This window comes from Corynebacterium sp. HMSC074C05, from assembly GCF_001838325.1.
GTDB classification, from domain to species: Bacteria; Actinomycetota; Actinomycetes; order Mycobacteriales; family Mycobacteriaceae; genus Corynebacterium; species Corynebacterium amycolatum.
In genome coordinates this window covers 121728-147051 of record NZ_KV836297.1, presented here as the reverse complement: position 1 = coordinate 147051, position 25324 = coordinate 121728, and the positions used below count along the sequence as shown (strand labels likewise).

At 57.4% G+C, this 25324-nt stretch carries 24 protein-coding genes and 1 tRNA gene; 20 read left to right on the top strand and 5 right to left on the bottom strand.

Annotation, left to right across the window (positions count from 1 at the left end):
- Positions 1-513 precede the first annotated feature (513 nt).
- The 9 genes from nrdH to HMPREF3042_RS10490 all read left to right on the top strand — a co-directional run bounded on the left by nrdH (position 514) and on the right by HMPREF3042_RS10490 (position 11777).
- Complete coding sequence (gene nrdH / locus HMPREF3042_RS10530; RefSeq protein WP_005511161.1) at positions 514-738, top strand: glutaredoxin-like protein NrdH; 225 nt, start codon at positions 514-516, stop codon at positions 736-738.
- An 85-nt stretch (positions 739-823) separates the two neighbouring features.
- Positions 824-1246 carry a class Ib ribonucleoside-diphosphate reductase assembly flavoprotein NrdI gene (nrdI, locus tag HMPREF3042_RS10525; RefSeq protein ID WP_070767629.1) on the top strand — a complete coding sequence of 141 codons (423 nt, stop codon included), beginning with the start codon at positions 824-826 and terminating at the stop codon, positions 1244-1246.
- A gap of 174 nt (positions 1247-1420) precedes the next feature.
- The gene (nrdE, locus tag HMPREF3042_RS10520; RefSeq protein WP_187405495.1) at positions 1421-3565 is read left to right on the top strand and encodes a class 1b ribonucleoside-diphosphate reductase subunit alpha; all 2145 of its coding nucleotides are present in this window, start codon (positions 1421-1423) and stop codon (positions 3563-3565) included.
- A gap of 235 nt (positions 3566-3800) precedes the next feature.
- The gene (deoD, locus tag HMPREF3042_RS10515; protein WP_070857114.1) at positions 3801-4526 is read left to right on the top strand and encodes a purine-nucleoside phosphorylase; all 726 of its coding nucleotides are present in this window, start codon (positions 3801-3803) and stop codon (positions 4524-4526) included.
- Between the two features lie 50 nt (positions 4527-4576).
- Positions 4577-6022 (top strand): MFS transporter, encoded by a 1446-nt coding sequence (locus HMPREF3042_RS10510; RefSeq protein WP_083327474.1) that lies wholly within the window; start codon positions 4577-4579, stop codon positions 6020-6022.
- A gap of 338 nt (positions 6023-6360) precedes the next feature.
- Entirely contained in the window at positions 6361-7377 is a 1017-nt protein-coding gene (gene nrdF, locus HMPREF3042_RS10505) for a class 1b ribonucleoside-diphosphate reductase subunit beta (protein ID WP_016422253.1), read from the top strand.
- Between the two features lie 328 nt (positions 7378-7705).
- Positions 7706-9406 carry an aa3-type cytochrome oxidase subunit I gene (ctaD, locus tag HMPREF3042_RS10500; RefSeq protein ID WP_048732989.1) on the top strand — a complete coding sequence of 567 codons (1701 nt, stop codon included), beginning with the start codon at positions 7706-7708 and terminating at the stop codon, positions 9404-9406.
- A gap of 281 nt (positions 9407-9687) precedes the next feature.
- Positions 9688-10980 carry a phosphoserine phosphatase SerB gene (gene serB / locus HMPREF3042_RS10495; RefSeq protein ID WP_070601161.1) on the top strand — a complete coding sequence of 431 codons (1293 nt, stop codon included), beginning with the start codon at positions 9688-9690 and terminating at the stop codon, positions 10978-10980.
- Positions 10980-11777 carry an aminoacyl-tRNA hydrolase gene (locus tag HMPREF3042_RS10490; protein WP_070601159.1) on the top strand — a complete coding sequence of 266 codons (798 nt, stop codon included), beginning with the start codon at positions 10980-10982 and terminating at the stop codon, positions 11775-11777. The genes serB and HMPREF3042_RS10490 overlap by 1 nt, the downstream gene beginning before the upstream one ends.
- On the opposite strand, the gene HMPREF3042_RS10485 is transcribed toward HMPREF3042_RS10490, so the two are convergent.
- From HMPREF3042_RS10485 to HMPREF3042_RS10475, 3 genes are all read right to left on the bottom strand, one after another.
- Positions 11774-13357, bottom strand: coding sequence for an AMP-binding protein (locus tag HMPREF3042_RS10485; protein WP_070601158.1), 1584 nt, complete (start codon positions 13355-13357; stop codon positions 11774-11776). The genes HMPREF3042_RS10490 and HMPREF3042_RS10485 overlap by 4 nt on opposite strands.
- A gap of 183 nt (positions 13358-13540) precedes the next feature.
- Complete coding sequence (locus HMPREF3042_RS10480) at positions 13541-15520, bottom strand: ATP-dependent DNA helicase (RefSeq protein WP_210387007.1); 1980 nt, start codon at positions 15518-15520, stop codon at positions 13541-13543.
- Positions 15521-15657: 137 nt separating this feature from the next.
- The gene (locus tag HMPREF3042_RS10475; RefSeq protein WP_070857120.1) at positions 15658-16968 is read right to left on the bottom strand and encodes a nicotinate phosphoribosyltransferase; all 1311 of its coding nucleotides are present in this window, start codon (positions 16966-16968) and stop codon (positions 15658-15660) included.
- Between the two features lie 81 nt (positions 16969-17049).
- Between HMPREF3042_RS10475 and clpS the strand changes: the two genes are divergently transcribed.
- The 8 genes from clpS (at position 17050) to HMPREF3042_RS10435 (ending at position 23164) form a co-directional block, all read left to right on the top strand.
- Positions 17050-17343: an ATP-dependent Clp protease adapter ClpS gene (clpS, locus tag HMPREF3042_RS10470; RefSeq protein ID WP_005511165.1), complete on the top strand. Its 294-nt coding sequence runs from the start codon at positions 17050-17052 to the stop codon at positions 17341-17343.
- A gap of 30 nt (positions 17344-17373) precedes the next feature.
- Entirely contained in the window at positions 17374-17925 is a 552-nt protein-coding gene (locus tag HMPREF3042_RS10465; protein WP_070857112.1) for a DUF2017 domain-containing protein, read from the top strand.
- 85 nt (positions 17926-18010) lie between these two features.
- Entirely contained in the window at positions 18011-19114 is a 1104-nt protein-coding gene (locus tag HMPREF3042_RS10460) for a P1 family peptidase (RefSeq protein ID WP_070857111.1), read from the top strand.
- A 16-nt stretch (positions 19115-19130) separates the two neighbouring features.
- A complete protein-coding gene (locus HMPREF3042_RS10455; protein ID WP_070857110.1) occupies positions 19131-19805 on the top strand; it encodes a rhomboid family intramembrane serine protease in 675 nt (224 codons plus the stop codon).
- A gap of 108 nt (positions 19806-19913) precedes the next feature.
- A complete protein-coding gene (gene murI / locus HMPREF3042_RS10450) occupies positions 19914-20780 on the top strand; it encodes a glutamate racemase (RefSeq protein ID WP_370547405.1) in 867 nt (288 codons plus the stop codon).
- Between the two features lie 73 nt (positions 20781-20853).
- Complete coding sequence (locus HMPREF3042_RS10445) at positions 20854-21636, top strand: MBL fold metallo-hydrolase (protein ID WP_049182001.1); 783 nt, start codon at positions 20854-20856, stop codon at positions 21634-21636.
- Between the two features lie 68 nt (positions 21637-21704).
- Positions 21705-22466 carry a ribonuclease PH gene (gene rph, locus HMPREF3042_RS10440; protein WP_070857109.1) on the top strand — a complete coding sequence of 254 codons (762 nt, stop codon included), beginning with the start codon at positions 21705-21707 and terminating at the stop codon, positions 22464-22466.
- Positions 22463-23164: a non-canonical purine NTP pyrophosphatase gene (locus HMPREF3042_RS10435; protein WP_070851997.1), complete on the top strand. Its 702-nt coding sequence runs from the start codon at positions 22463-22465 to the stop codon at positions 23162-23164. Before rph ends, HMPREF3042_RS10435 begins: the two co-directional genes overlap by 4 nt.
- 45 nt (positions 23165-23209) lie before the next feature.
- Here HMPREF3042_RS10435 and HMPREF3042_RS10430 read toward each other — a convergent pair whose 3' ends face one another.
- Both HMPREF3042_RS10430 and HMPREF3042_RS10425 read right to left on the bottom strand, forming a co-directional pair.
- Positions 23210-23563 carry a DUF3817 domain-containing protein gene (locus tag HMPREF3042_RS10430; RefSeq protein ID WP_005511118.1) on the bottom strand — a complete coding sequence of 118 codons (354 nt, stop codon included), beginning with the start codon at positions 23561-23563 and terminating at the stop codon, positions 23210-23212.
- A gap of 33 nt (positions 23564-23596) precedes the next feature.
- On the bottom strand, positions 23597-23992 hold the full coding sequence (locus HMPREF3042_RS10425; protein ID WP_070851996.1) for a hypothetical protein: 396 nt from the start codon (positions 23990-23992) through the stop codon (positions 23597-23599).
- A 203-nt stretch (positions 23993-24195) separates the two neighbouring features.
- Here HMPREF3042_RS10425 and HMPREF3042_RS10420 point away from each other — a divergent pair.
- From HMPREF3042_RS10420 to HMPREF3042_RS10410, 3 genes are all read left to right on the top strand, one after another.
- A tRNA-Leu gene (locus HMPREF3042_RS10420) sits at positions 24196-24277 on the top strand.
- Between the two features lie 155 nt (positions 24278-24432).
- Entirely contained in the window at positions 24433-24852 is a 420-nt protein-coding gene (locus HMPREF3042_RS10415; protein WP_070857108.1) for a hypothetical protein, read from the top strand.
- Between the two features lie 182 nt (positions 24853-25034).
- Positions 25035-25232 carry a hypothetical protein gene (locus HMPREF3042_RS10410; RefSeq protein ID WP_038628037.1) on the top strand — a complete coding sequence of 66 codons (198 nt, stop codon included), beginning with the start codon at positions 25035-25037 and terminating at the stop codon, positions 25230-25232.
- The last annotated feature ends 92 nt before the right edge of the window (positions 25233-25324 follow it).

The following is a 25324-nucleotide window of genomic DNA, read 5'->3' as shown; positions in this document are numbered from 1 at the left end:
AAACTCGCACAGTTTCACATGTGCAGCCCGCGATTTTTGAGATCGCTGCGGAATCCGAAGTTGGGTAGGGGAGGGACAAAGGCAGGGCGGGGACACTGCGGCGCCTGGAATCGGTGCGGTCGGCTGCGGGGCATCATGCAGTAATTGGTTTAACCAAAATCCACCGATAGTTGTTTTTCTACGATTTTCTAGAATTTTTAGCGTGAAATTACAAGGTTGTGGTGCGTCTGTGTACAACATCTTGTGCGCCAGAGATCTCCGAACAGGGAATACCATGGTTGTGAGTACTACATATAGTATGACTAGAGTTTTCTAGGCACCAAGTGTAGTGTTTTCGATGTCGAGCCAAGGAGAGCTAAAAGGACCTGTCTGCCACCCGTACTCGGTTTCTCATGAACCCTGGGAGCTTTCGGTCATTCAACCAATCCGCTGATTCCTAGGCCGCTTCCGTTGTTTGTACGAAGTCGATTCGATTTATTGGTCTTAGTCAAAGCCAGAAAGTTTGTGAGAGTCATGGTTACCGTTTACAGCAAGCCTGCATGTGTCCAGTGCCGCGCTACCACTCGTGCCCTCGATAAGGCTGGAATTGCCTACGATATCGTCGACATCACCATGGACGATGAGGCTCGGGACTACGTCATGGCTCTCGGTCACCTCCAGGCGCCGGTCGTTGACACTGGCACTGAGACCTGGTCGGGTTTCCGTCCGGATCGCATCAAGGCTCTCCAGGCAGCGTAAGAATCACACACCTCCCCGCAGATTTCGTTAACCGCACAGGAAACGGAGATTGCGGGGGTTTTGCGATGTAAAGGGTGAAGCTCTCATGCTGGTGGTGTATTTCTCCTCGGCGACGGGGAATACACACAAGTTTGTTGAAAAGCTAGGTATCAAAAATGCCCGCATTCCTATCCGTCGTAATGAGCCGGAGCTTATCGTCGATGAGCCCTATGTCCTCATTTGTCCGACTTATGGTGGTGGCGTTTCCATCAGCGGTGGTAACTCAAGGCCAGTTCCTCCGCAGGTCATCAAATTTCTTAATAATGAGCACAACCGCTCTTTCATTCGAGGTGTGATTGCTGCCGGCAATCTCAACTTCGGTGAGGACTTCTGTAAAGCAGGGGATGTCATCTCCTACAAGTGCAAGGTTCCATATCTATATCGCTTCGAGCTGATGGGAACCGACCACGATGTGCAGCGAGTCCGAGAAGGGCTAGAGGAATTCTTCCACGGTAGAGCCAGCGCCTAAGTTGGCAAGCCTCAGTGTCGAGGGAAGGGGCACTGAGGACAACCGAATGGATACGCTCGCGGAAGCCGTCGTAAAGCGGTGTGCGAGGAAAATAGCTAGATTGGATTGCTCTGGGCAGTGTTGGAATAGACCCTGTGCAGGCAAATGAATATTAAAGGAGTCAACGTGTCGGAAATGGGCAAGCAGGTCGCGGAGCCGGTGGGTGAGGACAAGCTGGATTACCACGCGCTCAATGCGCTGCTGAATCTGTACGGTGAAGACGGCAAGATTCAGTTCGATAAAGACCGCATGGCTGCGCGGCAGTTCTTCTTGCAGCATGTCAATCAGAACACTGTGTTCTTCCACAACTTGCGGGAGAAGCTCGATTATCTGGTAGAGAACCATTACTACGAGGCCGAAGTTCTGGAGAAGTACGAATTTGAGGACGTCAAGGCACTGTTTAAGCAGGCCTACGCCCACAAGTTCCGTTTTCAGACTTTCCTGGGTGCTTACAAGTACTACACCTCGTACACACTGAAGACCTTCGACGGCAAGCGTTACTTGGAGCGCTACGAAGACCGTGTCTGCATGGTTGCTCTCACGCTTGCCGACGGCGACTTGGGACTCGCGCAGCACCTGGTTGATGAGATCATCACCGGACGTTTCCAGCCTGCTACTCCTACATTCCTCAACTCCGGTAAGGCCCAGCGCGGCGAGCCGGTGAGCTGCTTCCTGCTGCGTATCGAGGACAACATGGAGTCCATTGGTCGCGCCATTAACTCCTCGCTGCAGCTGTCCAAGCGCGGCGGTGGTGTGGCGCTGCTGCTGAGCAACCTGCGTGAACAGGGTGCTCCGATTAAGCACATCGAGAATCAGTCTTCCGGTGTCATCCCGGTTATGAAGCTGCTGGAGGACTCCTTCTCCTACGCTAACCAGCTGGGTGCTCGTCAGGGTGCTGGCGCTGTCTACCTGCACGCGCACCACCCGGACATCATGCGCTTCTTGGATACCAAGCGTGAGAACGCGGACGAGAAGATTCGCATCAAGTCGCTGTCGCTTGGCGTTGTCATTCCGGACATCACGTTTGAGCTGGCCAAGCGTAACGACGACATGTACCTCTTCAGCCCGTACGATGTCGAGCGTGTCTACGGTAAGCCGTTCGCGGACATTAATATCACTGAGAACTACGCGGATATGGTCGAGGACCCGCGTATTCGTAAGCAGAAGATCAACGCGCGTCAGTTCTTCCAGACCATCGCTGAGATTCAGTTTGAGTCCGGCTACCCGTACATCATGTTCGAGGACACGGTTAACCGCGCGAACCCGATTGAGGGCCGCATTAACATGTCGAACCTCTGCTCGGAGATTCTGCAGGTCAACACCCCGTCGACCTACAATGCGGACCTGTCCTACGAGCACGTGGGTGAGGACATTTCCTGTAACCTTGGCTCGCTGAACATTGCGATGACCATGGACTCGCCGGACTTCGGTCGCACTGTCGAGACAGCCATCCGTGGCCTGACTGCGGTCAGTGAGCAGACTTCTATTGACTCGGTGCCATCGATTCGCAAGGGCAACGACGGATCTCACGCGATCGGCCTGGGGCAGATGAACCTGCACGGCTACCTTGGCCGCGAGAAGATTATGTACGGCTCGGAAGAGGGCCTGGACTTCACCAACGCCTACTTCGCAGCAGTGCTCTACGCTGTCCTGCGCGCATCCAACAAGATTGCTCGCGAGCGCGGTCAGAAGTTCGTCAACTTTGAGAACTCCGACTACGCCAGCGGCAAGTACTTCGACAACTTCGATCCGGCAGAATTCCAGCCGAAGACTCAGCACGTCAAGGAGATCTTCGCGAACTCCACCGCGCACATTCCGGACGCTGAGGACTGGGCGCAGCTGAAGGCCGACGTCATGGAGTACGGCCTGTTCAACCGCAACCTGCAGGCAGTGCCGCCGACCGGTTCGATTTCCTACATCAACAACTCGACTTCGTCGATTCACCCGATTGCGTCTCAGATTGAGATCCGCAAGGAGGGCAAGATTGGCCGCGTTTACTACCCGGCTCCGCACTTGGACAATGACAACCGCGAATATTTCCAGGATGCCTACGAGATCGGCTACGAGAAGATTATTGACACTTACGCGGTCGCTACCAAGTATGTTGACCAGGGACTGTCGCTGACCTTGTTCTTCAAGGACTCGGTGAGCACTCGTGATCTCAACCGTGCGCAGATTTACGCATGGCGCAAGGGTATTAAGACTCTGTATTACATCCGCCTGCGTCAGGTTGCGCTGGAGGGTACTGAGGTCGAGGGCTGCGTATCCTGCATGCTTTAAGCAAGCGTGTTTGAAGGCTAGGCATCTAATGCTTTAGCTGTAGCACATTGAAGGCGCGAGAATTTCCCCGAGTTTTGTCGGGAGGTTCTCGCGCCTTTTTCGTCACTCCACCCAATTGGGAACAAATGTAAATATTACTATTGACGGTTGTAATGCAGGTAATTAACCTGGGCAGTGGTACACCAATGTTCGCATAATTTTCACCCACGGCTAGTGGGAGAAGGGGCTGGAAGCCATGTCCGATACCACTGGTAAGAGCACTCCACACATCAACCCAAAGGGTGCGCCGATTGCAGAAACTATTTTGTTGCCAGGTGACCCGCTGCGTGCGAAGTTCATTGCGGAGACCTATTTGGACGATGTCGTTCAGTTCAACGAAGTTCGCAACATGCTGGGCTTTACCGGCACCTACCAGGGGCAGGAAGTGTCTGTCATGGGGTCCGGTATGGGTATTCCGTCTATCTCGCTGTACTCCTGGGAACTTATCCATGTTTTCGGCTGCAAGAAGCTGATTCGCGTCGGTTCGTGCGGCGCGTTGCAGCCGGAGCTGGACCTGTATGACGTGGTTATCGGTCAGACGGCGTCGACTGACTCCAATTTTCTTTCGCAGTACAACTTGCCGGGAACATTCGCCCCGTCCGCGTCTTTCCGCCTGATTGAAGATGTTCGCGATCGTGCCCGCGAGCAGGACATCACAACACACGTCGGCAACATCTTGTCCAGCGATATTTTCTACAACTTCCAGGATGATGTGAACGACCGTTGGGCCCGCATGGGGGTGCTGGCGGTGGAGATGGAATCTGCTGGCCTTTATGCCACCGCCGCCGAGGCTGGGGTGGAGGCCATGGGAATCTTCACTGTGTCGGACAACATCGTCACCGGTGGAAAGACCACTCCGGAAGAACGTGAGAAGGCCTTCACGACGATGATGGAGCTGGCATTGCCGCTGGCTCGGCTCTAGAGCCCTGGTCTGCAATCAATCGGCTTGAAGTGTGAAATAGGTACAGTGCGATGAGTAATCCCGCCAGCAATACCAGCGTAAATGTGAACCCCTCTCAAAGCGCAGCGTCCAACGCTGCCGCGCCAAACCCTAAGGCCGCAGTCCCGGTCTTGCTGTTTTCCTTTGTATTCTGTTTGGTCTTGGACAATGGCTTTAAGTTCATGACCAAGCCGATTGCGGAATCTCTGGATCTCAGTGTCTCCACGGCCAGTCTGCAGGCGACACTCGCCGGTATTTTGATTGGCATTGGCGCGGTGGTGTACGCCGCATTGGCGGACAGCATCAGTATCCGCAAATTGATGATTGTCGGTATCGGCTTTGTCGCAGTGGGCTCTCTACTGGGTTATTTCTTCCAGGGCGTATGGCCAGTGGTGCTTACTGCCCGCATTATTCAAACTGCCGGTCTGGCGGCGGCTGAGACACTCTACGTCATCTATGTCACCAAGTACCTAAGCCCAGAAGATCAGAAAACCTACCTCGGCTTTTCCACCGCGGCTTTCCAAGCTGCACTGCTGATTGGAACGTTGACCTCGGGAATCGTGGCTACCTACATTTCCTGGCCGGCTATGTTCCTGATTTCGCTCATTCTGATAGTTGCCATTCCGTTCCTGATCAAGACAGTTCCGGAGGAGCAACAGCAGAAGAGTTACCTGGATATCTTTGGCTTGTTCCTCATCGCGGTCATCGCCACTGCGGTGATGCTGTTCATGCAGCAGTTCCAATGGTGGTGGCTGGTGGCCGCTGCGCTGGGCGTCGCGCTCTTTGTCTCGCACATCCGGACACATGACAACGCCGTGGTCAGCCCGTCGTTCTTTACCAATGCCCGCTACGTTTGCGCGCTGATTGTTGTGCTCGTGGTTTACATGGTCCAGTTGGGGTATTCGGCCATTCTGTTGCCGTATATGGTCGACGAACTCTATGGCATCAACCTCGACGGTGCTGCCTATATTCTCGCGCCGGGCTATCTCTGCGCGGTCATCGTTGGTGTAATGTCCGGCAAGGTTGCCAAGTTCCTGACTTCGAGGCAGGCTATTGTCACTGCCATCAGCATTATTATCGTCGCACTACTCATTCCTGCGGTGCTGCCGGGAGCCGGTGTTTCCACGGTTATCGTGTCTATGATTCTGTTCCCATCAGGGTTCGCGCTCATGTATGCGCCGTTGGTCGCGACCGCACTGCAGAACATTCCTGCGGCCAAGTCCGGTGTTGCAATCGGTTTCTACAATCTGACTATCAACATCGCCGTCCCGGTTGGCATTGCGTTAACGGCTATGCTTGTTGATTCTCGACCGGCCTTCTTCAGCGCCCTTTCCATCGCGCAGTCTGAAGCAGAAGGGGTCTCCGCTACCATCGCTTGGTTGCTGGCGCTCATGGCTGTCGTAGGTTTGCTGGTGTACGTCATCTCCGACCGCATCATCAACGACACCGCAGAGAACCGCGAGAGGGTCCAAGCCTAGGTTCGCGCAACATCTTGCGCTTGGTGCTTGACGACGGACATTGCGTCGTCAAGCACCTTTTTCTTTGTGTGACGTGGGCGCATGAGGGGAGAGGGTACAAATAAAAGGCGTTCATTGGAGAGATGAGCAAGAGCCGCGTGCTTAATAATGCGGGTGTGGGTAAGCTGCTAAGGGTAGTGGCTCCTTTCATCGGGGGCCTGACGTTTCGTAGTGGGACAAGGCTGGAATAGCCACCGCTGCAGCCGCTGTTTTGAACTCACTAAGAGTGAAGGACGTTCCTTATATATAAGGTGCGTTCGAAAAACGGCAATTTCAATGAAAAAGGGAGAGGTTTCCACGTGAGTTTCGATGATTGCCCACCCTCGACTCCGGCCCACCGTGAGAAGAATCCAGAGTCGCGTGCATGCCCAGTTGCGGCTATTGACTGGAACACGATTCCTGATGACAAGGATCTCGAGGTTTGGGATCGTCTGACCGGTAACTTCTGGTTGCCGGAAAAGGTGCCGCTGTCGAATGACATCAAGAGCTGGAATACGCTCAACGCGCTGGAGCAGCGCACCACGATGCGCGTGTTCACTGGTCTGACCATGTTGGACACCATCCAGGGCACAGTTGGCGCAGTATCGCTGATCCCCGATGCGCTGACTCCGCACGAGGAAGCTGTGTACACCAATATCGCCTTTATGGAATCGGTGCACGCAAAGAGCTACTCGTCGATTTTCCAGACGCTGGCGTCGACTCCTGAAATCCAGGATGCGTTCCGTTGGGGCGAGGAAAATGAGTACCTGCAGAAGAAGGCCAAGATCATCCTCGACTACTACGAGGGCGATAACCCGCAGAAGAAGAAGGTCGCTTCCACTTTGCTGGAGTCCTTCCTGTTCTACTCGGGCTTCTACCTGCCGATGTACTGGTCCAGCCACGCCAAGCTGACCAACACCGCGGACATTATTCGCCTGATTATTCGTGATGAGGCAGTTCACGGTTACTACATCGGTTACAAGTACCAGCGCAACCTGGAGCGTCTGACCCAGGCTGAACGTGACGAGCTGAAGGATTACACCTTCGATCTCATGTTTGATCTCTACGACAACGAGATTCAGTACACCGAAGAGATGTACGACGAACTCGGTTGGACCGAGGATGTCAAGCGTTTCCTGCGTTACAACGGCAACAAGGCTCTGAACAACTTGGGCTATGAGGGTATGTTCCCGGCCGACGAGACTCGAGTTTCGCCGTCAATCCTGTCGGCTCTGTCGCCGAATGCTGACGAAAACCACGACTTCTTCTCAGGTTCCGGCTCTTCCTATGTCATGGGTAAGGCTGAAGTAACCGAGGATGAGGACTGGGACTTCTAAAAGCACAGGTGTAGGGAGCATTCCGCACCGACCCCTACCCTGGTGACAGCACACACGGGGGTAGTAGTCCTAGTCTCGACGGTTCCTGCTAAAAAGGCGTTAGCCCAGGTTAAGACAATTCTCAGGAAACTAATAGTGTGCTTAGCTGAGTGGGGAAGTGAGCCGGAAAAACCCTTAGCCTTAACTTTTTCCAAGGTTCAGACTAGAATCTGGCACATAGCGGTAGGTGGGTTCGCCGTCGCGTACTCACCTGCACTATTCTCACAAGGACAAAACTTCAAATCCCTGTAGTGAGTTACAGGAAATCTTCGCGTAGTAAGGAGGAAGAATGACTGCAGTAGCGCCTCGTCCAGATCATGGCGTTGTAGCGCCGGAACGGCCGCAGCCGTTCGGACATGAGCGTAAGGGCAGCTGGGCGTGGGAAATGCTGACCACGACCGACCACAAGAAGCTGGGCATTATGTACATCATTATGTCCTTCTCGTTCTTCTTTGTCGGCGGTCTGATGGCTCTGCTTATCCGTGCTGAGCTCTTCGCCCCAGGACTTCAGTTCCTTTCTAACGAGCAGTTCAACCAGATGTTCACCATGCACGGCACGGTGATGCTGCTTCTGTTCGGTACCCCGATTGTTTGGGGTTTTGCTAACTACATTCTGCCGCTTCAGATTGGTGCTCCGGACGTGGCTTTCCCGCGTCTGAACGCTTTCGGCTTCTGGCTGACCACTGTTGGTGGCATTCTGATGCTGTCGGGCTTCCTGACTCCGGGTGGTGCTGCTGACTTCGGTTGGACCATGTACTCTCCGCTGTCTGACCCGATTCACTCCCCGGGTGTCGGTTCTGACCTGTGGATTGTCGGTGTCGGTATCGGTGGTGTCGGTACCATCGCTTCCGCTATTAACATGACCACCACTGTCCTGTGCCTCCGCGCACCGGGCATGACCATGTTCCGTATGCCAATCTTCACCTGGAACATCCTGGTTACCTCGATTCTGGCTCTGCTGATTTTCCCGATTCTGACTGCAGCTGCTCTGGGTGTTCTGTACGACCGTAAGCTGGGCGGTCACATTTACGACCCGGCAAACGGTGGCGCCATGCTGTGGCAGCACCTGTTCTGGTTCTTCGGCCACCCAGAGGTCTACGTTCTGCTGTTGCCGTTCGTGGGCATCATTACTGAGGTTGTTCCGGTCTTCTCCCGTAAGCCGCTGTTCGGCTACGCAGGTATGGTCTTCGCAACCCTGTCTATTGCAGGTCTGTCCATGGCTGTGTGGGCGCACCACATGTTCGTGACCGGTGGCGTTCTGCTTCCGTTCTTCTCGTTCATGACCTTCCTGATTTCGGTCCCGACCGGTGTTAAGTTCATCAACTGGATGGGTACCATGTGGCGCGGCCACATGACCTTCGAGTCCCCGATGACCTTCGCTCTCGGCTTCATCGTGACCTTCCTGTTCGGTGGTCTGACCGGTATTATGCTGGCTTCCCCGCCGCTGGACTTCCACGTCTCCGACACCTACTTCGTCGTGGCACACTTCCACTACACCCTGTTCGGTACCTTGGTCTTCGCTTCCTACTCGGGCGTTTACTTCTGGTTCCCGAAGATGACTGGTCGTATGCTCGACGAGAAGCTGGCAAAGGTTCACTTCTGGCTGACTTTCATCGGCTTTAACCTGACCTTCCTGGTCCAGCACTGGCTGGGTAACGAGGGCATGCCGCGTCGTTACGCCGACTACCTCGAGACTGATGGTTTCACCACCCTGAACATGATCTCCACCGTTGGTGCGTTCATCCTGGGTCTGTCTGTTATCCCGTTTGTCTGGAACGTCTTCAAGTCCTGGCGCTACGGTGAGGTCGTCACTGTTGATGACCCGTGGGGTTACGGTAACTCTCTCGAGTGGGCTACCTCTTGCCCGCCGCCGCGCCACAACTTCACCTCGATGCCGCGCATCCGCTCGGAGCGCCCGGCGTTCGAGCTGCACTACCCGCACATGGTTGAGCGTCAGCGCGCAGAGGCCCACGTTGGTCGCCAGCTCTAAGAGCTAGTGGCTACATGGCTGATGCAACTCTGAGTTAATAACTACGCGAAGCTACGGCCCCATCACGGAGAACCGTGATGGGGCCGTAGTCTTGTCTTTGAAAGTCTTTCCTAGGGAAGGCGCAGTAAGGGGGGGCGCAGGGAGCGCACCAAGGGAGCTGAAGGGGAGAGCAGCGGAGAGCAGGGGGGCGACAGCTAATGGCTGCGACTGGCCACCCTCCGAAGTGCGGAATCCCGCAATGCGATGAGCACTCTGCCGGGGCTTCATGCGATACTGGATTGGTGAATGAACAGGTAATTACCTCTCCCAGTCAGTCCGCAGATACCGATGCCTTGTCGGTTTCGTTAGCACCGGGACTAGCTCCGGTGCTTATTACCGCTGTTGGCCGAGACCGCCCGGGTGTCTCGGCATCCTTCTTCCGTGTGCTCGCGGCCCACGGAGTTCAGATTCTTGATGTGGAGCAGTCGGTGTTCCGCTCTAATTTGAGTCTCGGTGCGCTTGTTGGCGTCACAGAAGAGAAGGTCGGCGTTCTGCGTGAGGGGCTCATTGAAACACTGAAGCCTCACGGCATGACAGTCAGTTTCCAGCTTGATGCCCCGATTGAGCGCAGCGATGGATCTACCCACGCACTTGTCGTATTGGGTAATCCGGTCAATGCTGAGGATATTTCCCGTATCGGCCGTACTCTCGCAGATTACGGTGCAAACATCGATTCCATTCGCGGTATTGCCGACTACCCAGTTACTGGCCTGGAGCTGCTTGTCTCTATTCCGGACCCGAAGCCGGGTGCGGGCATTCCGCTGCGTAAGGCGCTGGCCGAGCTTGCACAGGACCAGGACATTGACATCGCAATTGAACGCGCAGGTTTGCAGCGCCGATCCAAGCGCTTGATTTGCTTCGATGTGGACTCCACTTTGATTACCGGTGAGGTCATTGAGATGCTGGCCGCCCACGCTGGTCGCGAGGCGGAGGTTGCAGCGGTTACAGAGCGTGCTATGCGCGGTGAACTGGACTTTGCTGAGTCATTGCACGAGCGAGTTAAGGCTCTGGCAGGCCTGCCGGTCAGCGTCCTTGAGGAAGTTACCAACTCCATCGAGCTGACCCCTGGCGCCCGCACTACGATCCGCACGCTGAAACGTCTCGGTTACAAGTGTGGTGCTGTCTCCGGTGGCTTTATCCAGATTCTGGAGCCACTGGCAAAGGATCTCGGTCTGGACTTTTACAAGGCCAATACCCTCGAGATTGAGGACGGAAAGCTGACCGGGCGCGTGGTCGGCGGTGTCGTTGATAGGCAGGAAAAGGCCCGCAGTCTTAAGGCGTTCGCCGCGGAGTCAGGGCTTCAGATGCACCAGACCGTCGCTGTCGGAGATGGCGCCAATGACATCGATATGTTGTCAGTCGCGGGCCTCGGTATTGCTTTCAACGCGAAGCCGGCGCTGAAGGAAATCGCTGACACGTCGGTCAACGTTCCATTCATGGACTCGATTCTGTTCATGTTGGGCATTTCCCGCGATGAAATCGACGATGCCGACCGCGAAGATGGCACCTTCCGCCGCGTGCCGTTGGAGCAGTAGTGCGACGCGAGGATCACAAGAATCTCGCTGTCACGGACGCATCATCGGTGCCGGAGTGGTTCCGCACTGCCCATAGCCTCCTGCCACAACCCGATAGGGAAGACCATGGCGAGGATGTGCCGTGGGCAATGGCTATTGTGCTTGAGGTTCCGAAGAAGGAACGCCCCTCGCGCACTGCGCTGCTCCGCGCCGCCGCGATGGCTGTTGTTGCTTGTTGCCTCGACGAGCGTGCAGGCGATGACACTTCGGCCTATCAACAAGGTCTGGTGTCTTGGTACGGTGCGCGCATCCGCAAGCTCACACGTCGCGCTCGCAATATCGGCTGGCAACGCGCTCAGCTTGCACCGGGTGTCACCGTGGACGTCGACGGCGCGCAAGCTCGCGCACTAGTGCCAACTCCTGTCGACGATACCTACCCGGAGATTGCCAAACTACAAATTTCCGGCACCGATTTGCCTTACGACGACCCGGAGACCACACCTCCCGACGACTCGGGCAACCATGGGAGAGCTGACACCTTTGCTCCGCCAGTGATTTGGGTGGACAAAAACCTGAATATGTCCGTTGGAAAGGTGGCCGCACAAGTTGGACACGGCTCAATGCTCTATGCGGCCAGCCTGTCGGTCGAGGAAGCGTGGGCGTGGGCGCAAAGTGGCTATGCGTTAGATGTTAAGGAAACACCCCGGGAGCAGTGGCCAGCGCCAGAGCTCCGCGCGGTTGAGGTTCAGGATGCCGGGTTTACTGAGATTGCACCCGGCTCAGTGACTGTCGCTGTGACTCCTGGGGCGGCAGCTTAAAGCTGAGCGCGTGCTGCCTCCATGGCCTTGAGGTCCTTCCGCAGAATCTTGCCCGTTGCTGACTTCGGGATTTCCTCCATGAATTCGACGACCCGCACCTTTTTGTACGGTGCGACGCGGTCGGCGACGTAGTCCATAATTTCGTCTTCAGTCACCTGCTTGCCTGCCTTGAGGACGACGTAAGCCTTTGGAATCTCCTCGCCGTCGGAGCGAATGACACCGCTGCAGGCGGCATCGGCAATACCCGGGTGGCTGAGCAGCACGGACTCGAGCTCAGCCGGCGGAACCTGGTAGCCCTTGTACTTAATCAGTTCCTTAAAGCGGTCGACGATGTACGCATTGCCGTGTTCGTCGAGTTCCGCAACGTCGCCGGTACGCAACCAACCGTCGACAAGCGTTTCTGCCGTAGCTTCTGGGTTGTTGAGGTAGCCCTTCATGACCTGCGGACCGTAAACCCACAGTTCGCCTGGCTTCGAGCGCCCCTGGGAGGGGACTGGAATCTCCTCGAAGCCGTCGGCCTCGAGGTCCACGATTTTGTATTGGGTATTCGGCACCGCGCGGCCGATGGAATCCAGCGGGCTATCGTGACCGATACGGATGTGGGCGGCGGGAGAGGACTCGGTCATGCCGTAGCCCTGAGCGACGACGCAGTCGAGGCGCTTTTCCACCTGTTCCGCGAGATCGAGCTGCAGGGATGCTGCGCCGGAGAAAACAGTCTCCAGGCTGGACAAATCGAAGGAATCGACAGCCGGGTGCTTAGCCAAGCCGACAGCAACAGGCGGTGCGATGAATGCGAACTTGACCTTGTGCTCAGCGATGATGGAGAGGAAGTCCAGGAGGTCGAACTTGCCCATGGTGTACTGAGTCGTGCGACGCCACAGGGACAGGTTCAGGAGTGCAGTCAGGCCGTAGATGTGGAAGAACGGCAGGATAGTGACGGCCGGGGTGTCCTCAGTCAGCGCGTTGACTGTGGCTCCGCCTGCCTGAGCGACGTTGGCCACCAGGTTGCGGTGGGTGAGCTGGACGCCCTTCGGCACACCGGTGGTTCCGGAGGAAAACGGAATCACGGCAACGTCATCGGGTGATACCTCGACGTCCGGGGCTGCGTGTCCCTCTGCAAGCAGCTCGCCCATGCCGTGGAGACCCGTCAGGCCGATAATCATCTCTTCCGGGAGACCAGCGGCCTCAGCGCCGTTAGCACCGGCCCAACCAATCGACGAAGTCGTTAGCATCATCTTGGCGTCAGAAATACGCAGCTGCTTTTCAACGTCCTCAGCAGTTGCCAGCGATGCAACCGTCGTGCAGACAGCCCCCGCGCGCAGGACACCGTGAAGAGCGACTGCGAAGGTTGTCGAGTTGGGGCAGTGAAGAGCCACAACGTCGCCCTTCTTAATCCCACGTGCTGCCAGCGCACCCGCGAACTTCTCAATGCTGGCCTTCAGATCACCGAAGGTGACCTCGGAGCCTGAGTCAACGATTGCAAGCTTGTCCTGGTGGCGCGGCTCAATTTCTCCGAAGAGGAACTCAAAGAGCGAGGTCTCCGGGATGTCGATGTCGGGGAGGTTGCTGGAAAGGGGCATGCAGGAAATCGCCTTTCTAATCTCGCGCACGGCTGCCAAGTGCCCTGCATCATTAGCTAGGTCGCTGCAGCAGTGCTGTGTTACACATCACAATAATGTATTGGATGAAAAAGCGTGGAAGTTTTTCCAGAAACTATGCCTGATCCAGCATTACTTCGTGAGCCCGGACAGCCCCCCTCTGAATCAGGTTTGGGTCAGCCGCCGCAACGCTCCAGCCGCAGTATCCAGGTTGGTCGTCCTCCAGAAGTCCGGCATCGACGCGGCAATCCAGGATCCATAGCGCGCAGTCGCCAACCGTGAATCCAACACCGCAACAACCCCGCGGTCATCGACTTGACGTAGCAGACGACCAGAACCCTGCGCCATCAGCAGCGCCGCATGTGTCGCTGAGACCTCCATAAAACCGTTTCGGCCAGCGGCATTAGCCGCATCGGAGCGTGCGGACAGTAGCGGGTCGTCGGGTCGGGGGAACGGGATACGATCGATGATGACACACGATAGCGATGGGCCAGGAACATCGACGCCTTGCCACAGCGTCAGCGTGCCAAACAAACATGTCTGTGGATTAGCTGCGAAGCGATCAACCAGAGCGCCGATAGAGTCATCGCCTTGGCACAGGACGTCGTAAGGCAGGCGCTTGCGCATTTCCTCGGCCGCTGCCTCGGCACCTCGGCGGGAGGAAAACAGCCCCAGCGTTCGCCCACCAGCGGCGCGGATGAGGCGTTCCATGATCGCGAACTGCTCTGGTGTGGCGCCGTCGCGTCCCGGACGAGGCAGGTCGCGTGCGACGTAGAGGATGCCAGATTTTTGCGGGTCAAAGGGCGTGCCGACGTCCAAGCCATCCCACTCTCCGGAGGGAAGCCCCCAGGCAGCGGCCATGGCATCGAACTTGCCACCAAGAGCCAGCGTTGCTGAAGTCAAGACGACGGTGGATTCGCCGAAGAGGCGTTCGCGAAGCAGCGCTGCGATGGACAGGGGAGCGACATAAACTGTCTTGTTCTCGCCAAGCCATACGACATCGTCGCTGCTGAACTCGAGAATCCGGACGACAGTATCGTGCATATTCTCCACGGCTGCGCGCACGGTCTGGCGCTCCGTGCTGTCAGAGTCGGAACCCGAACCACCGGAGCCCGACCCGCCAGAGCCGCCTGAGCCAGAGGTGCCCAGCGTGGTTTGCAGTTGCCACAGGCTATCGCGGAGCGAAGCTAGTGCCGCTCCCAGCTCACCGGGAATTTCTTCGAGTGCGCCGCTGTAGGCGTCGGCAAGCAATGCGACGGTCTCGCCGAGTAGATCCGTGGCATCGGTGACATCATCGACCTGCTCTGCGGCGCCGAATTTGCGGGCGCGCCGGGCCATCATGGTGATACCGGCAGGGGAGAGCTCGTCGGTGGCAACGGAGGTGATTCGACCGTCGAGCTCGTGAGCCTCGTCAATGACGACGCAGTCGTGCTGCGGCAAGATCATGGCGTCGGAGAGCGCATCGATGGCCAACAGTGCGTGATTGGTGACAACGATGTCGACGTTGGATGCCTCGCGGCGGGCTTGTTCGGCGAAACACTCCTCGCCGAAAGGGCAGGAAATAGAGCCGACGCATTCGCGGGCCGTGACGGAGACCTGCCGCCAGGCTTCGTTGGAGACACCCTTGTCCAGGCTGTCGCGGTCGCCGGTGTCGGTATCATTGGCCCACTCGCGTAGCCGCATGACCTCGGCAGCGGTTCGGCTGAGCTGCGCTTCGCTGAGTAGAGCAGTTGGGCCACCCATACTGGCCTGCTCGGATTCGTCACCGTCCATGACGGGATCTTTGATGACATTTCCGACCTTGGACTTGCACAGGTAGTTCGAACGCCCTTTGAGGATTGCGAAGGTCGGCGTGCGGGACAAGTGCGGTTCTAGTGAACTGACTAGCCGCGGCAAGTCGCGTTCGACCAGCTGACGCTGCAGCGCAATGGTCGCCGTGGAAACGATTACGGACTCGTCGGACTCCATTGCCTGCACAATGGCGGGCACCAGGTAGGCCAGTGACTTACCCGTACCGGTACCGGCTTGCACCGCCAGGTGCCGCTCGCGTGCAAAGGCTGAGGCAACCGCGCGGGACATCTTGACCTGATTCGGGCGAGTTGTTCCGCCGAGTCCCTTCACTGCTGCATCGAGAAGAGCTTCGATGCTGTCCGAGTCATGGACGCTGGCTCTCGGTGAAGCTAGCTCGTCAGCATCGTCAACATCGTCAAAGTCCTGAACGTCATCCGATAGCTCAGCAAAATCTGCGTGCTCGGGAGTATCCGACACAGTTCCCCCGCCGCCTAAACGCCGTGAAAACGGACGGACAGTACCGGCTCGTCACGGGAAAGTGCGAGCCCCTCCCACGGGAGGCTGACCAGTGCCTTAACCAAGTGATCGCGGGACTCCTCCAAGGTCGGTAGACCATCGACGACCTCGCCATCGCGCATCATCGGAATGGTTAGATCGCGGTAGTGCAGGTTGCCCACATCCGGGATTTCCGAGCCGAGCGGGAAAGCGATTTCCTCCACGGCGGTACCGGAACGGCGGCAGGTACGAATCGCCGCCTTCACGCCACCGTGGCTTCGCTTGTCCAACGAGCGCTTGGCGACGGGCACCCCATCAACTTCGACCATCTTGTAGACCAGTCCCGCAGTCGGTGCGCCGGAGCCTGTGACTACAGAGGTGCCCACACCGTAGACATCGACCGGCTCGGCCCTCAGCGCCGCAATGGCGAACTCGTCGAGGTCAGAGGACACTACGATGTTGGTGTTGTGTGCGCCCAGCGAGTCCAGCTGCTGACGCACCTGGCGAGCGAGAACTCCAAGGTCACCGGAGTCAATACGTACACCGCCGAGTTCCGGACCCGCGACCTCAATGGCCGTATTGACGCCCTCGGTGATGTCGTAGGTATCCACCAACAAAGTGGTGTCGGTCCCCAGCGTGTCAATCTGAGCTTTGAAGGCTGCAGGCTCGTTTGTCGTGCCATCTGGGTTGGTGTGTAACAGAGTCCACGCGTGCGCAGCGGTACCGGAGGCTGGGATGTTGTACCGTGCCGCCGCCTCCAAGTTGGAGGTGGCGCTAAAACCTGCCAGGTAGGCGGCGCGGGCAGCGGTCACAGCTGCTTCTTCATGAGTACGACGCGAACCCATTTCAATAATCGGGCGCCCACCGGCAGCCGTGACCATTCGGGTCGCTGCCGAGGCAATGGCGGAGTCCGCATTGAGAATGGAGAGAATAACAGTCTCCAAAATGACACACTCGGCGAAAGTGCCTCGCACCGTCAAAATTGGCGAGGCGGGGAAGTAGAGCTCTCCTTCGCGGTAGCCGTCGACTTGGCCACTGAAGGAATAGTTACGCAGGTAATCCAGCGTCCGGTCATCGAGGAAGTCCAGTGAAGCCAGCTGTTCCTCGGTGAAGCGGAAGTTGCGGATAGCATCCAACACACGCGCTGTACCTGCGACAACACCATAGCGGCGCTCATTCGGTAGGCGGCGGCCGAACACCTCGAAGGCAACCTGGCGCTCGCCGGATCCGTCGGCAAGCGATGCCTGCAGCATCGTCAGCTCGTACTTATCGGTGAGAAGGGCGGTGGAGGAATGCTTATCAATCACGGTCAATAGTCTAGTCGGCTGAAGCTGGCCGGGGCAGTCGGTTCCGGCGAGCGCGCGCCACTCCGTACTATCCTGGTGCCTATGAGCATGCCAGCAGCAACACCGATGCCCACTATGGATGCCGATGTCGTGACGGAATCGAACCGACCCTGGCAGTGCATTGTGTGGGATGACCAGGTTAATTCGATGAGTTATGTCACCTACGTGTTCCAGATGCTCTTCGGCATGGACCGAAAGAAGGCGCACGCGCTGATGATGACGGTTCACACGGAGGGTAAGGCAATCGTGTCTTCCGGTGAGCGTGACAAGGTGGAGGCTGATGTGAAGAAGCTCCACAAGGCGGGCTTGTGGGCAACAATGGAGCAGGCTGACTAAGCCGATATTCGACAGCGGGAGAGAATTTACATGCGTCCTTGGAAGCGCAAGCGATCCCTTCTCGGCGGTGGCGTCAAGTACGTCACGGCTTTTGAAGGCACGGAGCGGGATTTGCTGCTGAATCTGGCTGCTACTGTGGCGGACTCGCTGATGGAGCGAGCCCGGTCGGCGCCGAAGGATGAGCTCGCGGAAATGACGGGAATGCCCGTCGGACACTCCGAGGCCCCAGCCGATCCTAAGCTTGCGCGACTGTTGCCGGACTTCACCAAGCCGGGTGAGGAGAGCGTGGAGGGGGAAAACGCCCTCATGCGCCAGCTGCATGAGTCGGAGATTGTAGAGAGCAAGCTCCATTCTCTGCGTGCGATTATCGACGCCCTGGAGCCCGCCGAGTCGGGGCAGGTATCCATTTCGGAAAGCGATGCCCATGCCTGGGTTGCAGGTATCAATGACCTACGTATTTACCTGCACGTTTCCATGGAGAACCTCAATGGCTCCATCGAGCAGATTGAGCAGACCGACGCGATATACCAGTGGCTGTCCTACAACCAAGAGTCACTGCTGGATCAGCTCATGGGCGAGTAGCGAATCCGAGCAAAACCCCGAAAAGATGCAGTAATCAACTGAGGCTAACTGCCATGAACTGTGGTGAAAGGTGCCGTAGTCGACAATGAATTCTGAGATTTTCGCAATCAGCCCCACCGACATTCGACACCAAGCCAGCAGTGCTGCGCTGGGCACGAGCATCGACATTGGCGCAGGATGTCTCGACTCCATCGACGGCATCTCCATCGGCCATGCTGCTGAGGGGGACACCGGAGTCACCGTCATCGCCGCTCCAGGCGGTGCTGTCGGCGCTGTCGATGTCCGCGGTGGCGGTCCTGGCACTCGCGAGACCGACCTGCTCGCACCGGAGAATACCGTCGAACGCGCCCACGCTGTCGTTTTGGCTGGCGGCTCCGCATACGGCCTCGCAGCTGCCGACGGAGTTATGCGCGAACTGCGCGACCGCGGCATTGGCTTTGAGGTCACTCCCACTCGTCCGGATATCCTCGTGCCCATCGTTCCCGGTGCTGTCATCTTCGACCTGCTGTTAGGTGAGCCGACGCTGCCCACCGCTGAACTCGGGCGCGAGGCGTTGTCGCACGCGCTTGACGACGTCCCGGAGGACACTCCCTCCGGAACAGTAGGTGCCGGTGTTGGCGCTATGGCCGGGGCAATCAAGGGTGGTTTTGGACAAGCCCGTGTGACCTCCGCCGATGGTAAGTACTTTGTGGCTGCCGCAATGGTGGTCAACTCCTTTGGTGCAGTCATTGACCCGGAGGGACGCCTTTACGGAATGCCGGCGGCTGCCGGTGCCAGCAAGGAGGCATTGGCCCAGTTGGACCAGGTTTTCGTCGGTAGAACCAAGATTCTCGCCGATGCGGCTGGCGACGGGGAGTCGTCGGCAAGCACGCGAAACACGACGATTGGCACGTTGATAACCAATGCGCCGGTGACAACTGCGCAGTTGAAGCGGTTGGCGATGTGCGGTCATGATGGGCTGGCACGAGCGATTCGGCCGGCTCATGCACCGATGGACGGTGACACGCTGTTTGCGCTCAGCTCGGCCGAGGCAGCGGATAGCGAAAACGCTGAACCCGTGGGCTCGGATGTGGTGGCCCTGTTGGCTGCGATGGCGGCCGATGCGGTGCAGATGGCTATTGTCGATGCCGTGATGAGTGCAACGGGACGCGCGGGAGTAGCCGCGCTGTCAGAGATGCTGGACAAGTAGTGAGGGAAGTTCGCCAATGAATCCGCAATGGAGCTCGGGACAACAGCAGAATTACCAGAACTATGCGCAGTACCCGATGGGCGGTCCCGTGCAGACGCGGCGGAATAATCAGATTGTTCCACAGGATCGCGACGGCGGGCTCGGGGCGGCCATCAGTACGGCTATTGGGTACCTGGTACTTATCTGGACAGTCTTTCTGGTCAACGAATTCATCTTTGGTGGGGCACTGAACAACTTCGGTGTGCGCCCACGCGACACCTCGACTCTGTGGGGAATCTTGACCGCACCGCTGCTGCACGCAGATTACGGGCATATTGTGGCGAACTCTCTGCCCGGGGCGTTGTTCGCCGGTTTGATTGCAATGTCGTCGAAGCGGTTATTTTGGCAGGTCACACTCTTGATTACGGTCGTTGGTGGCGGTCTGACATGGTTGGTCGGCGGTGCAAATACCGTCCACATCGGTGCGTCCGGCCTGATTTACGGCTGGCTGGCGTTTTTGGTCGTGCGCGGTTTTGTGAACCGTCGGGTGATGCAGATTATTTTGGGCGTGATTCTGGCATCGATGTACTCGGGTCTTATCTGGGGAGTGCTGCCAACACAGATGGCTGTTAGTTGGCAGATGCACCTCTTCGGTGGGCTTGCGGGCATCTGGGCTGCGGTGATGTTTAAGCGCGGTCGCGCACGTGGCTAAGAGTGCACGTCGCTAAGAGCCCGAGGTATGCGGCATCAACTCCTGGCGGAAACGGCCTAGAATAGGAGCTTCGGTGTTTGACCAACGATATGAGGAGTCCAGATAGCGGTGGGAGCAGAAGCAGGAACTCAGGCAGTCAATCAGCTGACGGCGCAGGATAGCGGCTTCCCCGACCGAACAGCGCCGATTGGCATCTTCGACTCCGGTGTCGGTGGGCTGACAGTGGCGCGTGCCATCATGGATCAGCTTCCGCACGAGTCGATTATGTACATCGGCGATACTGCCAACGGCCCTTACGGCCCGCTGCGCATCGCCGAGGTTCGTCAGCACGCTGAAGCGATCGCCGATGAACTGGTTGCACGCGGCTGCAAGATGATTGTCATTGCCTGCAACACTGCTTCGGCCGCATTTTTGCGTGATGCCCGCGAGCGCTACCCAGTCCCAGTAGTCGAGGTCATTCTGCCCGCTGTGCGCCGTGCGGTCTCGACCACCAGGAACGGAAAAGTCGGTGTGATCGGTACCGCCGCCACGATTCGCTCCCGTGCCTACCAAGATCTCTTTGATGCAGTGCCCGGTGTGGATGTCTCCGCGGTCGACTGCCCGCGATTCGTGGACTTTGTCGAGCGAGGAATTACCTCTGGTCGCCAGATTCTGGGACTTGCAGAGGGCTACCTCGCGCCATTGCAGGCCGATGGTGTGGACACCCTCGTGCTGGGCTGCACCCACTATCCGCTGCTGTCCGGTGTGATTCAGCTGGCCATGGGCGAGGACGTCGCCCTAGTGTCCTCGGCGGAGGAGACGTCGAAGGACGTTCTGCGCATCCTCACAAAGACCGACATGCTCGCTGACCCGGAGAGTAATCCGACCCCTGTGCGCACATTTGAATCCACTGGAGATCCGCAAGTTTTTGCATCACTGGCAAAGCGCTTCCTCGGGCCCGGTATTAGCCAGGTCACTATGCATTCCCAAATGTGACCTTTCTTATTAAATCCAGACACTCCATTGGTTTTTTGCTCGTTTTTGATCAATTACATGGCAAGCTTGAAGTATGCGATTGAAGGTTCTGGGATGTACAGGCAGCATGGGTGGCCCATCGGCGCCAGCATCTGGCTACCTCATTGAGCTGGATAACGGTCGAACCTTTGTCATTGATTTGGGTCCCGGTGTCCTCGCCGAATTGCAGAAGATCTCTGATCCTGCAGCTTGTGATTTGTTACTAACTCATGTGCACCCAGACCACACTGCAGACATTCCAGGGCTGCTCGTCTGGCGTCGCTTCCACCCGACAGCCCCGGCGAGTTCCCGGAATCTCCTGGTTGGCCCCGGAGACATTCACGACCGGATAGGCACCATGTGCAAAGCACTGGGAAGTGAAGAAGATGCCAACCTGGAAGACACTTTTGACCAGGTTGTGAGTAGCCCCGGTGAACCACTGTTAGTCGGTGGGGGCGAAGCGGACGGAGGCGCCGTCGTCACGCCGTATAACATGGTCCACCCGGTGCCAGCTGTTGGATACCGCATTGAAGCAGATGGTCTGACCATTGCATACACCGGAGATACTGCGTGGACCGATGAACTGGTGGAGCTGGCGCGGAATGCGGATATCTTCATCTGTGAAGCCACATGGTGCAGCAACGAAGAGGGCACACCGCCGGACATGCACCTGACGGGCTATGAGGCCGGAAAGGCAGCGACACTCGCGGGGGTCAAGAAGCTGGTGCTGACTCACATTCCGCCATACGCCGACGGTGAGGAAGCACTGGGTGCTGCGAAGAGTACCTTTGCCGGTGACGTTGAATTGGCCTACCTGGGCATGGAGCTAGGCGGCTAGTCTCAGCGATTATCGAGTTTCCATACAGCTGTCGCACCGCTTTCGCGCCGGGCGGTAGGGTAGTTGGCATGACTACAGCTAATTCCAATTTTCGCCGTGCCGATGGACGCGCGGTTGATGAAATGCGCAAGGTGACCATCACTCGTGGCTTCACCGACAATCCGGCAGGTTCTGTGCTGGTTACTTTCGGCAATACGCGTGTGATGTGCACCGCTTCTGTTGAACAGTCGGTGCCGCGATTCAAGCGTGATTCCGGCGAGGGCTGGTTGACCGCTGAGTACTCCATGCTGCCGGCCTCTACCCATGAGCGCATGCCCCGCGAGTCGATGCGCGGCAAGGTCAAGGGGCGCACTCACGAGATTTCCCGTCTGATCGGGCGCTCTCTGCGAGCTGCTATCGATTTGAAGGAACTCGGTGAGAACACCATCAACATCGACTGTGATGTTCTGCAGGCGGATGGTGGTACTCGTACCGCCTCCATTACTGGTGCGTACGTTGCTCTGGCTGATGCCCTGACCTACCTGCATGCAGCGGGCGCAGTTCCGGGCACCCCGCTGAAGGCACCAGTCGCAGCGGTTTCGGTTGGCATTATTGACGGCCGTGTCTGCCTGGACCTGCCTTACGAGGAGGACTCCCGCGCTGAGGTTGACCTCAATGTGGTGATGACCGCAGAGGGCAAGTTCGTCGAAATCCAGGGCACTGGCGAGGAAGGCACCTTCGACCGAGGTCAGCTGAATGACATGCTCGACTCTGCGGAAAAGGGTCTGCGCGAGCTCATCGCCCTGCAGCAGGAAGTTCTGCGTGCGCCGTACCCGGGTGAGCTGCCGTGAAGCTCCTCGTCGCTACCCGAAATTCTAAAAAACTAGTCGAGCTCGATCGCATCCTGCGTGCGGCGGGTATTGATTCGGTGGAACTTCTTTCGCTTAGCGACGTCCCGGAGTACCCAGAGCGCCCTGAAACCGGTCGCACTTTTGCGGACAACGCCTACATCAAGGCTTTCGATGGTGCGACACACACCGGCTACGCCTGCTTGGCAGACGATTCGGGGCTCAGCGTCGATGAGCTAAACGGCATGCCGGGTGTGCTCTCGGCGCGTTGGTCCGGCGTTCATGGCGACGATGTCGCTAACTACGAGCTGCTGCTCGCTCAAATGGGTGACTGCCCAGATGAGCGTCGCACTGCGTCCTTCCGTACCGCCTGCGCGTTGGTCGTCCCTGGTGTCAAGGAGGTGCCGTCCGCGCTTGCCGACGGCGGTTTCCCAGCCGTCCTCGATGAAGCCGGTAACCTGCTGCTGGTTGTGGAGGGCCGCTGGCCTGGCTCCATTCTGCGCGAGCCTGTTGGGGACAATGGGTTCGGCTACGATCCGGTGTTCGCGCCCGCAGTTGGTGAGGGCAATGATGCGGAGGGCACTTTGTCTGCGGCACAAATGAGCGCCGAAGACAAGGACGCTTTTAGCCACAGGGGGCGTGCACTGCGTGCCTTGACTCCGGCGCTGAAGATCCTGGCTGAGGCAGAGTCTGAGGGATAGCCCTGGGGTGAGCCCTTGGGGAACCCTCGGGCTGCCGAGAGCCCGCTACTTCAGCTGGAAAGCGGTCTCGACTTCCTCACGGCGCTTCTTCTCGACAAAGAAGGAGAGGAACGGGACCACGCCACCGAGCGCGGTGATGATCCACTTTGCTGGTTCCCAGCGGGCCTTGGTACCCAGGTTTACGGTGGCAATGAGGAATGCCATGTAGCCGAAGCCGTGAATCTGGGCGGTGTAGAAGAACCACCGTGGTGCGTCGGCGGAGTTGTCGAGGATGAGGTACTTGTAAATCATCTCGGCACACAGCAAGAGCAGCATCACACCCGTGAAGTAGGCGGTGACGGAGAAGTACGTCAGTGCCTTCCTTACGCGCTCTTGACGATCTGGATTGATGTTGGTCACTAAAAGTCCTTTTCTTGAATAAGCAGTTATCGCCTAGGCGTTGGTGCCAGAGTCCGTCGATTGTGTCTCATCCACACGCTGCACCTTTCGCGAGCCATCTGGGTTGGTCGGCAGGAATTCGTCTGGAATTTCCGTCATGACATCGTCTTTAGCCTCAAAAGCGGCCTCGCTATTGCCACTCAGGCGTTCGCGTTCGTACTCCATGTATTTGCGGTAGGCCCAAATAAAGAACAGGCCGAAAGCAGGCCACTGCAGTGCATATCCCAGGTTTTGAAATGAGTTGGTTGTGTTCCACCTGCTGAGCTGCCAGTAGGCGAGTGCAAGAGTGGCGCCGACTGCAAGAGCCAAGAAGATCAGTTGAACCACGCGTGTACGAGTGGGAATCTTTGCAGGCTTGCCAGTGGTATCGGAATGCTGTGAAGTGGACACATAACCACCATAGCTAGTCCGTGACCTGCCAAGCTAGCGCGCTCGCTGTATAAGGCAGGGGATGGGACATTAGGAAATCTGCGGCAAACCCGTTAAAGTGTGTACAGTTCAAATGAGCTGTGAAAGTTCGTTGTGCCTGTAGGTGGCTAATAAGTAGTCCATGCTTGCGGGGGCTGTACGGAACTATCACGGATTTGCGACGGGCGCCTGTGGCGGAATTGGCAGACGCGCTGGATTTAGGTTCCAGTGCCTTCGGGCGTGGGAGTTCAAGTCTCCCCAGGCGCACACATAAACACCCCGTGACTATGCAGGTCACGGGGTATTTTCATTTTCTTCCCGTCAGATTTTCCGCCCTCATTACGCCGTGTGCCCAAAATCTGACCCATTTCCCGCGCGAAGCTATTCCAAGGTCGCCAATCTCCCACGCAGGGTGTAGAACCATGACTATGAAAGTTGTTGTCTGCGTCGTTTATCCCCGCTACCCGGATAACACTGAACCTCTCGGCGGCTTTGTCGAATCCGAAGAAACTGCCCTCGCGATTGACAACTGGTGGCGCGCACAACCTGGGGACATGATTGGCACCTGGGAAGATTTCGAGGTCGAGGTCGAAAGTCGCGACCAACTCCTCTATGGGGTATTTAGCGGCACACCCGCCCACAAAATCGACGAGCCAGGTTTCTGGGACCCCATCTGTCACGGGGTGTACACCGACCGTAAGGTAGCTGAGCACGAGGCAAAACCCAAGACAATGTGGGAGGCCAACAACTGCCCACCAAAGTTTGTCCTCCCGTTCCGCCTGGGATGGAAGTTTGACCGGTATTTCCCCGATGGAAAGCCCTGGCCGCCAGACCAGTTGTAGAACTGCGGCAGTCCCGCCTCTTTTGGCAGGAACACAAGACGGGGCAGTCGCACAGCGCGTGTGAGTACCATTCTGGGAAACCTCTGTTCGCTCATTCCACTGCGTAGGGCAATCGAACCTGTCGATACAATGACACTGCTCGAATCGTATCTTGAATCGTAAGGTGGAAGCAGGGAGGCAACATGAGCATCTCGATGCATCTGGATGAGTACATGGCGCGTCGTGGCATAGTTCCCGACGACACTGTGGTCAACGATGATCCCTGCGCAATCTTCGACGGCAAAGTCGAGCGCGACGGTAGGTCGCAGCAGGACCTTGAAGAGTCAGAGCGGCGCTTAGAAGAAGCGGAGTCCGCAATTTTGGATGCGCTAGGCGATTAATTGGCGAAAAACTGAGCGTTCTAGTTGCACATTGAGACTCATTCTGAGTGTGATGTTCATCACCGATTAGGTGTAAATCGACGCAGTCATCG

Coding starts and splice junctions, on each gene's coding strand:
- nrdH (WP_005511161.1), top strand. CDS start 514: ATGGTTACCGTTTACAGCAAGCCTGCATGTGTCCAGTGCCGCGCTACC.
- nrdI (WP_070767629.1), top strand. CDS start 824: ATGCTGGTGGTGTATTTCTCCTCGGCGACGGGGAATACACACAAGTTT.
- nrdE (WP_187405495.1), top strand. CDS start 1,421: ATGGGCAAGCAGGTCGCGGAGCCGGTGGGTGAGGACAAGCTGGATTAC.
- deoD (WP_070857114.1), top strand. CDS start 3,801: ATGTCCGATACCACTGGTAAGAGCACTCCACACATCAACCCAAAGGGT.
- HMPREF3042_RS10510 (WP_083327474.1), top strand. CDS start 4,577: ATGAGTAATCCCGCCAGCAATACCAGCGTAAATGTGAACCCCTCTCAA.
- ctaD (WP_048732989.1), top strand. CDS start 7,706: ATGACTGCAGTAGCGCCTCGTCCAGATCATGGCGTTGTAGCGCCGGAA.
- HMPREF3042_RS10485 (WP_070601158.1), bottom strand. CDS start 13,357: ATGCCCCTTTCCAGCAACCTCCCCGACATCGACATCCCGGAGACCTCG.
- clpS (WP_005511165.1), top strand. CDS start 17,050: ATGAGCATGCCAGCAGCAACACCGATGCCCACTATGGATGCCGATGTC.
- HMPREF3042_RS10465 (WP_070857112.1), top strand. CDS start 17,374: ATGCGTCCTTGGAAGCGCAAGCGATCCCTTCTCGGCGGTGGCGTCAAG.
- HMPREF3042_RS10460 (WP_070857111.1), top strand. CDS start 18,011: ATGAATTCTGAGATTTTCGCAATCAGCCCCACCGACATTCGACACCAA.
- HMPREF3042_RS10455 (WP_070857110.1), top strand. CDS start 19,131: ATGAATCCGCAATGGAGCTCGGGACAACAGCAGAATTACCAGAACTAT.
- HMPREF3042_RS10445 (WP_049182001.1), top strand. CDS start 20,854: ATGCGATTGAAGGTTCTGGGATGTACAGGCAGCATGGGTGGCCCATCG.
- rph (WP_070857109.1), top strand. CDS start 21,705: ATGACTACAGCTAATTCCAATTTTCGCCGTGCCGATGGACGCGCGGTT.
- HMPREF3042_RS10415 (WP_070857108.1), top strand. CDS start 24,433: ATGACTATGAAAGTTGTTGTCTGCGTCGTTTATCCCCGCTACCCGGAT.
- HMPREF3042_RS10410 (WP_038628037.1), top strand. CDS start 25,035: ATGAGCATCTCGATGCATCTGGATGAGTACATGGCGCGTCGTGGCATA.